This is a genomic window from Streptococcus caledonicus (assembly GCF_042656225.1).
Classification (GTDB): domain Bacteria; phylum Bacillota; class Bacilli; order Lactobacillales; family Streptococcaceae; genus Streptococcus; species Streptococcus caledonicus.
Map to the genome: position 1 here is coordinate 402572 of NZ_JBHSOJ010000015.1, position 13550 is coordinate 416121.

Sequence of the window (13550 nt, forward strand, 5' to 3'; positions counted from 1 at the left end):
AGAAGAGTAAACAAATTTTTACGACAAGGAGTTTCTTATGACAATTAAGGTTGTTATTGCTGGTTTTAAGGGTAAAATGGGGTCAACAGCTGTTGATATGGTGAAAAGTGATGACCAGCTTGAACTAGCAGGCCTTCTTGATCCTTTTGCGACAGAGAAAGAAATTGATGGGGTTCCTGTTTTCACTGTGAAAGAAGCTTTAGTTGGCTTTGAAGCAGACGTTTGGGTTGATTTTACCATGCCAAAGGTAGCTTATGGGAACACTCGTTTTGCCCTTGAAAATGGTTTTGCTCCTGTGGTTGGGACTACTGGTTTTACTGAGGAGCAAATTGCAGAGCTCAAAGCCTTATCTTCTGAAAAACAGCTAGGTGGGTTAATTGCGCCTAATTTTGCGATAGGAGCTATTCTTCTCATGGAATTTGCGACTAAGGCCAGCAAATATTTTCCAGACCTTGAAATCATTGAACTTCATCATGATAAGAAAAAAGATGCACCTTCTGGAACAGCTATAAAAACGGCTGAACTTATTCGTGAGGCTCGTGCTTTTAAGAAGCAAGGGGCAGAAGATGAAGAAGAGTTAATTACAGGTGCTAGAGGAGCTGAGTTTAATGGTTTCCGCATTCACAGTGTGAGATTGCCAGGACTTGTTGCTCACCAAGAAGTTATTTTTGGAGCACAAGGTGAAGGATTGACGCTTCGCCATGATTCTTATGACCGTAGTTCTTTCATGAGTGGTGTTAATCTAGGGATTAAAGAAGTTGTTAAGCGCAAAGAATTGGTTTACGGATTGGAAAACTTATTGTCATGAAATTAGAAACAATGCCTTCTGACTTTCAGAAGGCTTTACCCTTATTAACTAAAATTAAAGAAGCAGGATTTGAAGCCTATTTTGTGGGTGGGAGTGTACGTGATGTCTTATTAGGTCGTGACATTCATGATGTTGATATAGCTACCTCATCGTATCCTGAAGAAACGAAGCGGATTTTTGAGCGTACAGTTGATATTGGAATTGAACATGGAACCGTTTTAGTACTTGAAAATGGTGGTGAGTATGAAATAACAACTTTTCGTACTGAAGATGTCTATGTTGATTACCGCCGTCCTTCAAGTGTTTCTTTTGTTCGCTCTTTAGAGGAAGACCTAAAACGTCGTGATTTTACAGTCAATGCGTTTGCTTTGGATGAAACAGGTGAAGTCATTGACCTTTTTGATGGTTTAACAGACCTTGATAACAAGTTGTTAAGAGCTGTTGGTCAGGCGGAAGAGCGTTTTAATGAGGATGCCTTGCGGATTATGCGAGGGTTACGTTTTGCAGCGACTCTTGATTTTGATATTGAAGAAGTGACATTTGAAGCAATGAAGGATCATGCTCCCTTGTTAGAAAAAATTTCAGTGGAACGTTCCTTTATTGAGTTTGATAAGCTATTGATGGCTCCCTTTTGGAGGAAAGGAATTAAAGCTCTACAAGCTACAGAGGCTTATAACTACCTTCCTGATTTAGTAGGTACTATTGAAAAATGGCAGAGCTTTTTAGACTCTATTGCTGAAGACTTTCGATTTACTAATTCAGAACAGGCCTGGGCAGCTCTGCTATTGGCCTTAAAAATTAAGGACCCCAAAGCTTTTTTAAAAACATGGAAAACTTCTGTCAATTTCCAAAAAGATGTCGAGAGAATTGTGACTATTTTTAACTATCGTCTTGAAAAGGAATTGACTAAGGAAGAAATCTATACTTTTGGGAGAGAAGCTATTTTACTTACTGAGGAACTTCGTCAGGCACAAGGAATGCCTGTTGATTTTGAATTGATTGAGCACTTGGATAAGGAATTGGTCATCCATGATAAACATGAAATCGTCGTCAATGGTGGAATACTTATTAAAGAATTAGGGTTAAAGCCTGGTCCAGAAATGGGGCGATTCTTGAACGCTGTGGAAAAAGCAATTGTTTGTGGAGATTTAGCTAATGAAAAAGATGATATTTTTTCATTTATTAAAGGATTAACAAAAGGGGCGTGAGCTCCTTTTATCAACGAGGAGAAGAAGTCATCCCGGCTAATACTCGTCGCAATTAACATCTAACGGTATTAGAATGCTTGTTGAGCTTGGTTCTATCTGAGTTTTTGATAGAGCGTAATAAAATGACATTAAAAAGATAGGAATGGCAATATGTCTGATTTTATTGTAGAAAAATTAACGAAATCCGTCGGTGATAAAACCGTTTTTAAAGAGATTTCTTTCATCCTTCATGACTTAGATCGTGTTGGGATTATTGGCGTCAATGGAACTGGAAAGACTACTTTGTTAGATGTGATTTCAGACCGTATTGGCTATGATGGTGATGTGTCACCTTTTATCAAGGCAAATGATTATAAAATTTCTTATTTGACCCAAGAACCTGACTTTGATGATAGCAAAACGGTTCTAGAGACGGTTTTATCATCGGATCTGCGTGAAATGGCGCTGATTCGTGAATATGAACAGTTGATGTTGGCTTATTCGGAGGAAAATCAAGCGCGTATAGAAAAGGTTATGGCAGAAATGGATAGCCTAGATGCTTGGACGATTGAAAGTGAAGTTAAGACTGTTCTGTCAAAATTAGGGCTCACCGATTTGACCGCTAAAGTAGGGGATCTTTCTGGTGGATTGCGACGCCGTGTGCAATTAGCGCAGGTGCTTCTAGGTAATGCGGATTTGTTATTATTGGATGAACCGACTAACCATCTAGATATTGACACCATTGCTTGGTTGACTAATTTTTTGAAAAATAGTAAGAAGACTGTTCTCTTTATCACCCATGACCGTTATTTCTTGGATAATGTGGCGACGCGAATCTTTGAATTGGCTGATAGTCATTTGACGGAATATCAGGGCAATTACCAAGACTATGTCCGTCTGAGGGCAGAGCAAGATGAACGAGATGCGGCTTCTATTCACAAGAAAAAGCAACTCTATAAACAAGAATTAGAGTGGATGAGACGTCAGCCACAGGCGCGTGCGACTAAACAACAGGCTCGCATCAATCGTTTTCATGATTTGAAAAAAGAAGTGCATCAAGGAACGACTGCTGAAGATTTGGAAATTACTTTTGAAACGAGTCGTATTGGGAAAAAAGTGGTTAACTTTGAAAATGTGAGTTTCTCATATCCGAATAAACCGATTTTAACTGACTTTAACCTCATCATCCAAAACCGTGACCGTATTGGGATTGTTGGTGATAATGGGGTTGGGAAATCGACGCTTCTTAATTTGATTAACGGTGATTTGCAGCCAACCTCTGGAAAATTAGACATCGGTGAAACGATTCGCGTTGGCTATTTTTCTCAGAATCTCAAGGATATGGATGAGAGTAAACGTGTTATTTCTTATCTGCAAGAAGTTGCAGATGAAGTTAAGACTACGGTTGGTACAACTAGCGTTTCGGAATTGTTAGAGCAGTTTTTGTTCCCACGATCAACGCATGGGACACAGATTGCTAAGCTGTCTGGTGGTGAGAAAAAACGTCTTTATTTGCTGAAAATCTTGATTGAAAAACCAAATGTTCTTCTTTTGGATGAGCCGACAAATGACCTTGACATTGCTACCTTAACAGTTTTAGAAGGTTTTTTGGCTGGTTTTACAGGTCCTGTTATCACCGTTAGCCATGACCGTTATTTCTTAGATAAGGTGGCCAATAAGATTTTGGCCTTTGAAGATGGTTCTATTAGAGAATTTTTTGGAAATTACACAGATTATCTTGACGAGAAGGCTTTTGAACATGATAGCTCTGCCATTTCTCAAAAGAAAGAAGCGGTAAAAGAAGAGAAACCAAAAGCTGAGAAGAAGAGGATGTCTTACTTTGAGAAGCAGGAGTGGGCTGGCATTGAAACAGAGATTGAGCATTTAGAAAATCGTATCGCTGAGATATCAGAGGAGATGCAGACCTGTGGCAGTGATTTTACAAGGCTTAGTGATTTGCAAAAGGAACTAGATGAGAAGAATGATCAACTGCTTGAAAAATATGAGCGGTATGAGTATTTAAGCGACTTGGAGGGATAGATTATGCTATTACGGTCTATTGAATTGAAGGATAATGCCGAGGTAGCAACTCTTATCCGTACCTCTCTTGAAGAATTTGGTCTTGATAAACCTGGAACGGCTTATTGTGATCCACAGCTGGATAATCTTAGCGCCTACTATGCTCATCTTGACCGTGCAGCTTATTTTGTGGCAGAAGAATCTGGAGAAATCGTTGGTTCAGGAGGTTTTGCTCCGATTTCTGAGAACATCGCAGAGCTTCAAAAATTATACGTTTCTTCAAATCAAAGAGGAAAGGGCATCTCTAGTCAACTTCTCAAAATAATCTTTGCAGAAGCGAAAAAAGAAGGCTACCAGAAACTATATCTCGAAACCGCCAATGAATTATCATCAGCTGTTGCAGTCTATGAACATTTTGGATTTGAACGCTTAGAAAAGCCTCTCCCAAATGAAGCAGGACACACGGCAATGGATATTTGGATGTTAAAAAGTTTGTAGGAGAAAAATAAATGGTACATTTAAAACATTTTGGTGTTTATGGCATTTGTATTCGTGAGGGAAAGTTACTTTGTGTGCGTAAAAATCGAGGTCCCTATACGGGGCGATATGATTTACCAGGAGGAAGCCAAGATAGTGGAGAGAGTTTACTGGATACTCTAAAACGTGAGATGTTAGAAGAGACTGGTTTTCAGGTGTTATCTGTTGTGAATAATCGGATTTTTGACACCTTTGTACAGCCTGAGGGAGAAGAAAATGTGACCCACCATATTTTTGCGGTTTATGATGTAGAACTTGATAATAGCTCTGCTATTGCAATTACTGAAACCATTGATGGTGGAGATGTTAATGATTCGGTAGGTATTGCTTGGGTAACCCTCTCAGACTTGACAGAGAGTAACGCTTCGCCTTTGATACTCAAGATTCTCGCTCCGAATCTTGAGGCTAGTCATTACCCAAACTGGCACATTTTACGTTAGAAATAGCCTAAGCTTAGAAACCAGAGAGCGAAGGAGACTTAGGCTTGCCAAAAAGGAATGGAACTCCGTAGGAGGTTTTGATGCTGACTTCGCCAGCTTCATTTCCCACCTTCAAAGGTCTCTTAGACCTTTGAAGCGCCCCGCACCACATAAGGATAAGTGCTAAAAAGAAAATAACTAGCACAACGGGTACTTATTAGAAAATCAAAATTAGAATTTTAGATTTTCTCATATAGACATTTAGATTTTATTTAGTGATTGATTATTAGCACTTATACTAATGTGGATCGTCCACATTTTATTAAAAAGAAATAAAAAAGTAATTTTTTGATTTTAGATTGGTATTAGCAATAAACGATTTTTTAGGGGATTAATTTAAGGAAAGGAATAAAACATGAACTTTGGAAGTGTAAGTGAGTAACTGATAGGGGACTTAGTAGTTTAAATCAGTTTATGATTTTGCACTTATCGGTTCAATGTTTGACAGGTAATATAAGAATGCAGTTAATTTGGTCTTATTTAAAATCAAAGCACAAATGGCTTGCTCTTGATTTATTAGGTGGATTTCTCTTTGTTGTGGTAAACTTAGGAATGCCAACCATTCTTGCTCGTATGATTGATGAGGGGATTACTAAAAATGATCCTGATCGTTTGACTTATTGGGCAATCGTCATGTTTGTGATTATTGTACTTGGTATTATTGGTCGTGTGATTTTAGCTTATGCGGCTGGAAAACTCACTACGACGATGATTAAGGAATTGCGTACGGATATGTATGCGAAATTGCAGAGTTATTCTCATAGTGAATATGAAAAAATTGGTGTGTCGTCTTTAGTAACGCGTATGACTAGTGATGCCTACGTCTTAATGCAGTTTGCTGAGATGTCACTACGAATGGGTGTTGTAACTCCCATGATGATGATTTTCTCAGTTGTCATGATTTTGCTGACTAGTCCTAGCCTAGCTTGGACAGTAGCCATTTTCTTACCATTTTTAGTAGCAGTTGTGACCTATGTCGCTATTAAAACCCGTCCTCTTTCTAAGCAACAGCAACAAACGTTAGATAAGATTAACCAGTACGTTCGTGAAAACTTGATGGGTTTGCGTGTGATTCGTGCTTTTTCACGAGAAGACTTCCAAGAAGAGCGTTTTGCAGGTCAAAATGAAGAGTATGCGAATATTTCTAAAAAGCTTTTCACTCTGACCGGTTTGACTGAGCCCCTCTTTGTTCAGATCATCATTGCTATGATTGTGGCTATTGTTTGGTTTGCCTTAGCTCCTTTGGCGAAGGCAGAGCTCCAAATTGGTGACTTGGTTGCTTTTATTGAGTATGCTTTCCATGCTCTCTTTTCATTCTTGATGTTTGCCAATCTCTTTACCATGTATCCTCGTATGGCGGTGTCAGCAAGTCGTATTCAAGAAGTGATGGATATGCCGATTTCAATTTCAGAAAATCCAAATGGTGTTACTGAAACAGCTACAAAAGGTTATTTGGAGTTTGACAATGTGACCTTTGCTTATCCAGGGGAGACAGAAAGTCCTGTTCTTCACAACATTTCCTTCAAAACAAAACCAGGTGAAACCATTGCCTTTATTGGTTCAACTGGTTCTGGAAAATCAAGTTTGGTGAATCTCATTCCTCGATTCTATGATGTTACCCTTGGAAAAATTTTAGTAGATGGCTTTAATGTTAAGGAGTATAACCTTAAAGCTCTTCGTCAGAAGGTAGGTTTCATTCCTCAAAAAGCTCTGTTATTTACTGGAACCATTGAAGAAAACTTAAAATATGGTAAGCAAGATGCCACGGTTTCTGAGCTTGATGAGGCGACGAGTGTCTCTCAAGCTAAAGAATTTATCGAGAGCCGAGAAGAAGGCTATGGGACACATTTGGCTGAGGGTGGTAGTAACCTATCTGGAGGACAAAAGCAGCGCTTGTCTATTGCACGTGCAGTGGTTAAAAAGCCAGATATTTATATCTTTGATGATTCATTCTCAGCTCTAGATTATAAAACCGATTCAGAGCTGCGTCGCCGTTTGAAAGAAGTAACGGAAAATGCAACAGTGCTTATCGTGGCACAACGGGTTGGAACCATTATGGATGCTGATCAGATTATCGTCCTTGATGAAGGTGAAATTGTTGGTCGTGGAACCCATGATGAGCTTATGAAAACCAATGATATCTACCGTGAAATTGCCAATTCACAGCTTAATAATCAATCATTGACGGAGGAGGTTTAGAAAAATGAAAACAAAAAATCAATCAGTCTTCTTACGCCTCTGGCACTATTTGAAGGTATATAAGGGCTCCCTCTTCTTAGCTATTTTCCTTAAAATCACAGCTGCGGTGATGAATGTGTTAGAGCCTTTTGTCTTAGGTCTCGTTATCACAGAATTGACACAAAATCTGCTAGACATGGCATCAGGTGTGGAAGGTGCGGCCATTAACACAACCTATATTTTCTGGGTTTTGGTTATCTACGCCATTCGTGCCTTCTTCTATGAAATTGGTGCCTATGGTTCGAACTATTACATTACTCGTACAGTGCAAAACAGCATCCGCGATCTTCGTAATGACCTGAGTGAAAAAATCAATCGTATTCCTGTTTCTTATTTTGATAAGCACCAATTTGGAGATATGCTAGGGCGATTCACATCAGATGTTGAGACGGTATCGAATGCTTTGCAACAGTCTTTCTTGCAGATTGTCAATGCCATGATTTCCCTTACGCTTGTTGTGGTAATGGTGCTTTATCTAAATGCTCAGTTAGCTATCGTGGTTATTCTCAGTATTCCCTTGACTTACGTAACAGCGCAAGCTATTCTAAAAAAATCACAGCCGTATTTTAAACGTCAGGCTAAAGTTTTAGGTGATATGAATGGCTTTGTTCAAGAAAATCTGACTGGCTTTAACGTTTTAAAACTTTACGGTCGCGAAAAGGCATCCGCAGAGGAATTTGCTAGAATCACTGATGAATTACAGGATGTTGGTTTCAAAGCTAGTTTCATGTCTGGAATTATGATGCCTGTCCTTCATGCTATCTCAGATATGGCTTATCTTATTGTAGCGGTTCTTGGTGGACTTCAAGTTATGGCAGGAAAAATGGCTATTGGTAACATCCAAGCTTTTGTTCAATATACCTTCCAACTTGGACAACCTATCCAGACCTTAACTCAATTAGCTGGTATTCTCCAATCAGCAAAATCTTCTTTAGAACGTATTTTTGAAGTACTAGATGAAGTTGATGAGTTGTCAAATGTCTCTGAACGATTCAATCAGGATCTGACAGGGCAAGTTAGCTTTAAAAACGTTAATTTCCAATATGTTGAGAATAAACCCCTGATTCGTGATTTTAATCTGGAAGTTAATCCTGGTGAAATGGTGGCTATCGTAGGACCGACTGGAGCTGGTAAGACAACTCTTATCAATCTTTTGATGCGTTTCTATGATGTGACAGATGGGTCCATTACTGTGGATGGACACGATATTCGTAACCTATCACGTCAAGAATACCGTAAACAATTTGGTATGGTTCTCCAAGATGCTTGGCTCTACGAAGGAACGATTAAAGAAAATCTTCGTTTTGGAAATCTTGAAGCAACTGACGAGGAAATTATTGAAGCGGCTAAAGCAGCTAATGTGGATCATTTTATTCGTACCTTACCAGGTGGCTACAATATGGAAATGAACCAAGAATCTTCTAATATTTCCCTTGGGCAAAAACAATTGCTGACCATTGCGCGTGCGCTTTTAGCTGACCCGAAAATCTTAATTTTGGATGAGGCAACATCATCAGTTGATACGCGCTTAGAATTACTCATTCAAAAAGCCATGAAACGTTTGATGCAAGGACGAACAAGTTTTGTTATTGCCCATCGCCTATCAACCATTCAAGAGGCAGATAAAATTTTAGTCCTTAAAGATGGCCAAATCATCGAACAAGGAAATCATGATAGTTTACTTGCTGATAAAGGTTTTTACCATGACCTTTATATGAGTCAGTTCTCAGACAAAGAAGCTTGAGTAAAAAAAGAATTTCTTGATAAAACGGTCTGGCGATTCTTTTTAGCATACCAAACCTGATATATGACCGTAGTTTTATCTGGCGTGTCGTTGTCTGGCTAGAATTGACTTGATGTGATATAGCAAAATAAGCCTCACTAATAAGTGAAGGCTTATTTTTTACTATGCTTTGCGACGTAATTGTTTTCGAAGCTTGTAGGCAAGATTTGATAAACGATATAAAAGAGCATTAACAGGGAGGTTAAATTCTCCAATAAATTCTTCAATAGTAGGATTGAATTTTGATTTAAAATGATAGAGGCCACCCTCAAGTTGATTTTCAATTCCCCCCATATTTTGACTAGCCATCCCCAATTCAAAGGCATGGTTCATGGTTTCGTACCAAGTGAGAACGGGAGCATTGAATTGTTTAAAGGTATCATCCATACCAGCATATAGATTTTCAGAGGTGTTACTGAAATTGATTGAAAGCGTCGCTGCTAATGGAATGGTTTCTTGCCCCTTATCATAGAAAGTCTGGAAGAAATCAAGTTCTTTTTCTAGTCGTTTTTGACTTTCTTGGTTTTCTTTGAGTTTTCCTGGAGAGGTTTTTTCGCTGAATTTTTCAAATTCTGCTTGGGCTTTCTTGAGTTGTTTTTTTAGAAGGTCTATTTTTTTGAAGACATCAATCTGAACCAAGGTAACGAAAGAATCATCTGGGTAAGTATTGACTAATTTTTGATAGTAGGGAAGGTTACGCAAATGAATTTTTTTACGGTTTTCAGTCATCTTCATTAGTTCGGCAAATGTAGGGAGCAATTCGCTACCACCAAATACGACTTCGAGGCCTTTATTACGTGCAGTTCTAATTTCTTGTTTTGTTCGTTTTGGAAGACTATCTAGAGAGAAATCTTTAGCGTAAACGTTAGCCTGAAAGCGTGGCTGGATGGTCTCACCAATATCTTGAGTTCGTCCTACCCATTCAACCCCTAGATTTTGCAGATGCTGTATAATAGCTAAACTATCACTATTATCGTTACGATTCTCAATATCTTGAAAGGCTTGGAGATGGATATTAGGGTCAAACTTGATAAAGAGCGCCCGCCTTTTTTTGCCAAAAGATTTCAGTGATTTTAAAACAAAACTGACAAGTTCTTTATCGGTGTAATCCATGATAGGACCACGAGGAATGTAGAGCATTGTGAATCCTAGTGGTAATGGCTTGATGAGGATGCTTGCTGAGGCGACTAGTTTTCCGTCTTGATAAAAACCAATACGTTCATTGCTCCAGTTATCTTTGATTTTTGCCCAGTTTGAACTTTGCAATAAATTTACTTGATGATTTGATTTGACAAAGTCATCATGTTCTTGCGTAGAAATCCCAATTTGATATGTCAACATTATTTGAGCACCCACTCACGAATAGCGTAAGCTACTCCGCTTTCATTATTTGATTTGGTGATGTGTCTAGCAAGAGATTTGATGCTGTCTACTCCATTTTCCATGACGACAGGTGTACCAACAACTTCAAGCATAGCACGATCGTTCTCCTCGTCGCCTATGGCCATTGTTTCTTTCATCGAAATTCCCAATTTTTCGGCGAGGTGAACAATAGCAGAGCCCTTGCTGGCAGTTTTATTGATAATTTCAAGATAAAACGGTTTAGATTTGACAATGGTATACTTGTCGTAAAAAGCTGGTGGAATATTAGCAATAGCTTCATCAAGAATGCTAGGCTCATCAATCATCATGATTTTGACAATTTCTTTATCAGTCATTTCCTCGGGAGTACGGTAAAAGACAGGCATTCCAACAAGTGTCGCTTCATGAATGGTGTATTTCCCAATGTTACGGTTAGCAGTGTAGATGCCTTCTTTGGTAATAGCATGCATATGAACCCCTAGTTGACGACTGAGAAATTCAATTTCTAGATAATCTTCGTAAACTAATGCATCTTTCACGATATCTTGTCTTGTGGCAGTATCTTGGACGAGGGCACCGTTAAAAGTGATGACATAGTCACCTTCATCTTTGAGATTAAGTTCAGTTAGCAAGTCTTGAACACCAGCAATAGGGCGTCCTGTTGTGATAACGACTTTTACACCCTGCTCTTTAGCATCTTGAATAGCTTCAAACACTTCTGAAGTGATTTTACGGTCATCAGTAATCAATGTTCCATCAATATCAACAGCAACTAATTTTATGGTCATAAGTTTTCCTTTTCCTACTTCTATTTCACATGTTTTATCAATTTATTATTCTACTAAAAATGTGGGTATTTGTCATTTGTAAAAGGACTGGGAGCAATCCAATCCTTATTTTCGATATCCAATTGAACACAGTTTAGGAATTCATTAAGTCGTTTGCGATGATAGAAAAACGGGAAGAGACAGTCAAAACTTTAGTTTAAAAATTAGATAGCACAGGGGGCAAAGCTTTGAAACCGTAACTCTCCTTGCCTTCTTAAGGTACCTTAAAATTAATCTGAAATTTTTAAACTTGAAAAATGTCCGTCTGAAATACAGGAGAGAAAAACTTCCTTGTCAGCAACAAAAAGGTCGTCTTTTATCATCATATCTTTTGGAAAATAGAAACGTTGGTCACCAAATGTTGACCCAGAAAGTGCGGAAACAAGTGGTGATAGGCTAGAAAGCTCGGCAAGTTTCCCATTTTTTTGGAGAATTTCAATTTGTGTTCGAGGTTTTTTACTTTCTGGGCGGTAAATATCGTAAGGTAAATCGAAATTGTGGTGCTCTGCAGTATAGTACTCGGCATCAAAACCAACAGCTGTGACTAATTCCCTCAGTAAATCAAGTTGCTCTGCGCTAGCTTTGTCAAAAGTCACCGAAGCAAATAATTGGCGCCTAATGAATCGGCTGGCAAGGTCATTTAAAATTTTATCCTCGCTAGTCATCCAAGCTTGGAAGTAAGTATTGAGCACGCCGTCATCGAGAAGAAGGTAATCAGAAAGTGTGGCGGTTTCCTCAAAAAAAGGAACAAGTAAAGGTGAAGTTTTTGTAAAAAAACTAGAATCTTGGTGATAAAGACGACGCGCCCGTTTTAACAGATTTTGTAAAAGGACTTCAATGGCACGGCTGGCAGGATGGAAATAGACCTGCATGTACATTTGATAACGACTGACAAGATAGTCTTCAACAGCATGCATCCCAGTAATATCAAAAACAATTCCATCCGTATTAGGTCTCATACTGGTTAAAATTCTAGTTAAATCAAACTGTCCATAATTAGTCCCCGTATAATAAGAATCTCTAAGCAAATAATCCATACGATCACAGTCAATCTGGCTGGAAATCAGTTGCACGACTTGTTTGTTAGGGTAGGTATGATTGATGACACTAGCTACTTTATCTGGAAAGTCAGGAGATACACGGCGCAAAATCGTATTGATTTCTGTCTGGGGACTGGTAATCAATTCCTGTCCCAGAGCTTCGTGATCTGTTTTAAAAAGCATTTCAAATGTATGAGAATAAGCTCCGTGGCCGATGTCGTGTAAAAGTGCAGCAGCCATTGTCAAAAGAGACTCGTCTTGGTTCCAAACACCTGAATAATGAACCTCAAAATATTCTGTTACCCGTCTCGCGATATCATAAACCCCCAAACAATGAGAGAAGCGACTATGCTCTGCTCCGTGAAAAGTAAAACTAGTCGTAGGTACTTGTTTGATCCGACGGAGGCGCTGAAACTCAGCAGTATTTGTTAAATCATAAATGATTGGATTAGTGATGTGAATGTCGTTATGAACAGGGTCTCTAAAAATCTTATCCATGCTTGGGCTCCCTTGAGTTAATACAAAATTATTGTAGCAAAAATTGTGCTTTTTGTCAGAAATTGGTAAAATATGAGGACAGAGGCGGGTAAAAGTATTTCTCTTAAATGCCCATTAAGTCTGAAATTAAAAATAAGAGAAGCGTGGTAGTTGATTGCATTAAACTATTGATTTCTTGTACAGAAACTTTAGTCAAGATGTTGCATGTGGCGTAGTCCTCATTATTGAACATCTTGAAAAATAACATTGTTACAGTATGGGAAGGACTGTTCACGACAAATTACAACAGGTGAACATGGCATAACGTTTCTAAAACACACACAATAAGAAAGGACTTGTGTCATTTAATGATGAAAATTATGATAAAAAATAAAATACAGATGGGAAATGAGATGGAGCTCATTCATGAAGAATATGAGGGGGAGTTGACTCTCAAGGGTGACTATCATTATTTGGTTTACCAAAACGAAGAAACTGAAAAAGTTATTTTAAAATTTAAGTCAGATGAGCTTCTCATGACACGTTTTTCAAAACCACAGTCCCTCATGCGTTTTGTGGCAGATGATTTAGCACTTTGCTCTATTCCAACACCTATGGGAACACAAAAAATGGTGACAAAAACTCATCGATTTGAACTAGGTCAAGATGTTTTAACCTTGTCTTATGAGTTATTACCTCATATGGATTCTAAAGAAGCTTTAGCGACTTATCAGATGAGCATTTCGTGGCTTTAGAAAGATTAAGTCATTATTAAAATAGAAAGTTAATAGCG

The 13550-nt window shown here is 38.5% G+C and carries 11 protein-coding genes; 8 read left to right on the forward strand and 3 right to left on the reverse strand.

Annotated elements, in window-relative coordinates; genetic code table 11:
• Positions 1-37: 37 nt before the first annotated feature.
• The 7 genes from dapB to ACFPQ3_RS03820 all read left to right on the forward strand — a co-directional run bounded on the left by dapB (position 38) and on the right by ACFPQ3_RS03820 (position 9012).
• A complete protein-coding gene (dapB, locus tag ACFPQ3_RS03790) occupies positions 38-808 on the forward strand; it encodes a 4-hydroxy-tetrahydrodipicolinate reductase (protein WP_156806100.1) in 771 nt (256 codons plus the stop codon).
• A complete protein-coding gene (locus tag ACFPQ3_RS03795) occupies positions 805-2016 on the forward strand; it encodes a CCA tRNA nucleotidyltransferase (RefSeq protein ID WP_156806101.1) in 1212 nt (403 codons plus the stop codon). Before dapB ends, ACFPQ3_RS03795 begins: the two co-directional genes overlap by 4 nt.
• 150 nt (positions 2017-2166) lie before the next feature.
• Positions 2167-4035: an ABC-F family ATP-binding cassette domain-containing protein gene (locus ACFPQ3_RS03800; protein ID WP_156806102.1), complete on the forward strand. Its 1869-nt coding sequence runs from the start codon at positions 2167-2169 to the stop codon at positions 4033-4035.
• Positions 4036-4038: 3 nt separating this feature from the next.
• A complete protein-coding gene (locus tag ACFPQ3_RS03805; RefSeq protein WP_156806103.1) occupies positions 4039-4512 on the forward strand; it encodes a GNAT family N-acetyltransferase in 474 nt (157 codons plus the stop codon).
• Between the two features lie 11 nt (positions 4513-4523).
• Complete coding sequence (locus ACFPQ3_RS03810) at positions 4524-4991, forward strand: NUDIX hydrolase (protein WP_156806104.1); 468 nt, start codon at positions 4524-4526, stop codon at positions 4989-4991.
• A gap of 498 nt (positions 4992-5489) precedes the next feature.
• Positions 5490-7229 carry an ABC transporter ATP-binding protein gene (locus tag ACFPQ3_RS03815; protein ID WP_156806105.1) on the forward strand — a complete coding sequence of 580 codons (1740 nt, stop codon included), beginning with the start codon at positions 5490-5492 and terminating at the stop codon, positions 7227-7229.
• 4 nt (positions 7230-7233) lie between these two features.
• Positions 7234-9012 (forward strand): ABC transporter ATP-binding protein, encoded by a 1779-nt coding sequence (locus tag ACFPQ3_RS03820; protein ID WP_156806106.1) that lies wholly within the window; start codon positions 7234-7236, stop codon positions 9010-9012.
• 162 nt (positions 9013-9174) lie between these two features.
• Here the strand turns inward: ACFPQ3_RS03820 and ACFPQ3_RS03825 are convergent, their stop codons facing one another.
• The 3 genes from ACFPQ3_RS03825 to ACFPQ3_RS03835 form a co-directional block, all read right to left on the reverse strand.
• Positions 9175-10392: an aminoacyltransferase gene (locus ACFPQ3_RS03825; RefSeq protein WP_156806107.1), complete on the reverse strand. Its 1218-nt coding sequence runs from the start codon at positions 10390-10392 to the stop codon at positions 9175-9177.
• Positions 10392-11201 (reverse strand): sugar-phosphatase, encoded by an 810-nt coding sequence (gene yidA, locus ACFPQ3_RS03830; protein WP_156806108.1) that lies wholly within the window; start codon positions 11199-11201, stop codon positions 10392-10394. Before yidA ends, ACFPQ3_RS03825 begins: the two co-directional genes overlap by 1 nt.
• A gap of 269 nt (positions 11202-11470) precedes the next feature.
• Positions 11471-12778 carry an HD domain-containing protein gene (locus ACFPQ3_RS03835; RefSeq protein ID WP_156806109.1) on the reverse strand — a complete coding sequence of 436 codons (1308 nt, stop codon included), beginning with the start codon at positions 12776-12778 and terminating at the stop codon, positions 11471-11473.
• Between the two features lie 359 nt (positions 12779-13137).
• Between ACFPQ3_RS03835 and ACFPQ3_RS03840 the strand changes: the two genes are divergently transcribed.
• The gene (locus ACFPQ3_RS03840) at positions 13138-13512 is read left to right on the forward strand and encodes a DUF1934 family protein (RefSeq protein WP_380433601.1); all 375 of its coding nucleotides are present in this window, start codon (positions 13138-13140) and stop codon (positions 13510-13512) included.
• Positions 13513-13550: the final 38 nt, after the last annotated feature.

What these genes read in the sequence shown, in the direction of transcription:
- yidA (WP_156806108.1), bottom strand. Translation starts at nt 11,201, where the DNA reads ATGACCATAAAATTAGTTGCTGTTGATATTGATGGAACATTGATTACT.
- ACFPQ3_RS03820 (WP_156806106.1), top strand. Translation starts at nt 7,234, where the DNA reads ATGAAAACAAAAAATCAATCAGTCTTCTTACGCCTCTGGCACTATTTG.
- ACFPQ3_RS03810 (WP_156806104.1), top strand. Translation starts at nt 4,524, where the DNA reads ATGGTACATTTAAAACATTTTGGTGTTTATGGCATTTGTATTCGTGAG.
- ACFPQ3_RS03805 (WP_156806103.1), top strand. Translation starts at nt 4,039, where the DNA reads ATGCTATTACGGTCTATTGAATTGAAGGATAATGCCGAGGTAGCAACT.
- ACFPQ3_RS03795 (WP_156806101.1), top strand. Translation starts at nt 805, where the DNA reads ATGAAATTAGAAACAATGCCTTCTGACTTTCAGAAGGCTTTACCCTTA.
- dapB (WP_156806100.1), top strand. Translation starts at nt 38, where the DNA reads ATGACAATTAAGGTTGTTATTGCTGGTTTTAAGGGTAAAATGGGGTCA.
- ACFPQ3_RS03800 (WP_156806102.1), top strand. Translation starts at nt 2,167, where the DNA reads ATGTCTGATTTTATTGTAGAAAAATTAACGAAATCCGTCGGTGATAAA.
- ACFPQ3_RS03835 (WP_156806109.1), bottom strand. Translation starts at nt 12,778, where the DNA reads ATGGATAAGATTTTTAGAGACCCTGTTCATAACGACATTCACATCACT.
- ACFPQ3_RS03815 (WP_156806105.1), top strand. Translation starts at nt 5,490, where the DNA reads ATGCAGTTAATTTGGTCTTATTTAAAATCAAAGCACAAATGGCTTGCT.
- ACFPQ3_RS03840 (WP_380433601.1), top strand. Translation starts at nt 13,138, where the DNA reads ATGATAAAAAATAAAATACAGATGGGAAATGAGATGGAGCTCATTCAT.
- ACFPQ3_RS03825 (WP_156806107.1), bottom strand. Translation starts at nt 10,392, where the DNA reads ATGTTGACATATCAAATTGGGATTTCTACGCAAGAACATGATGACTTT.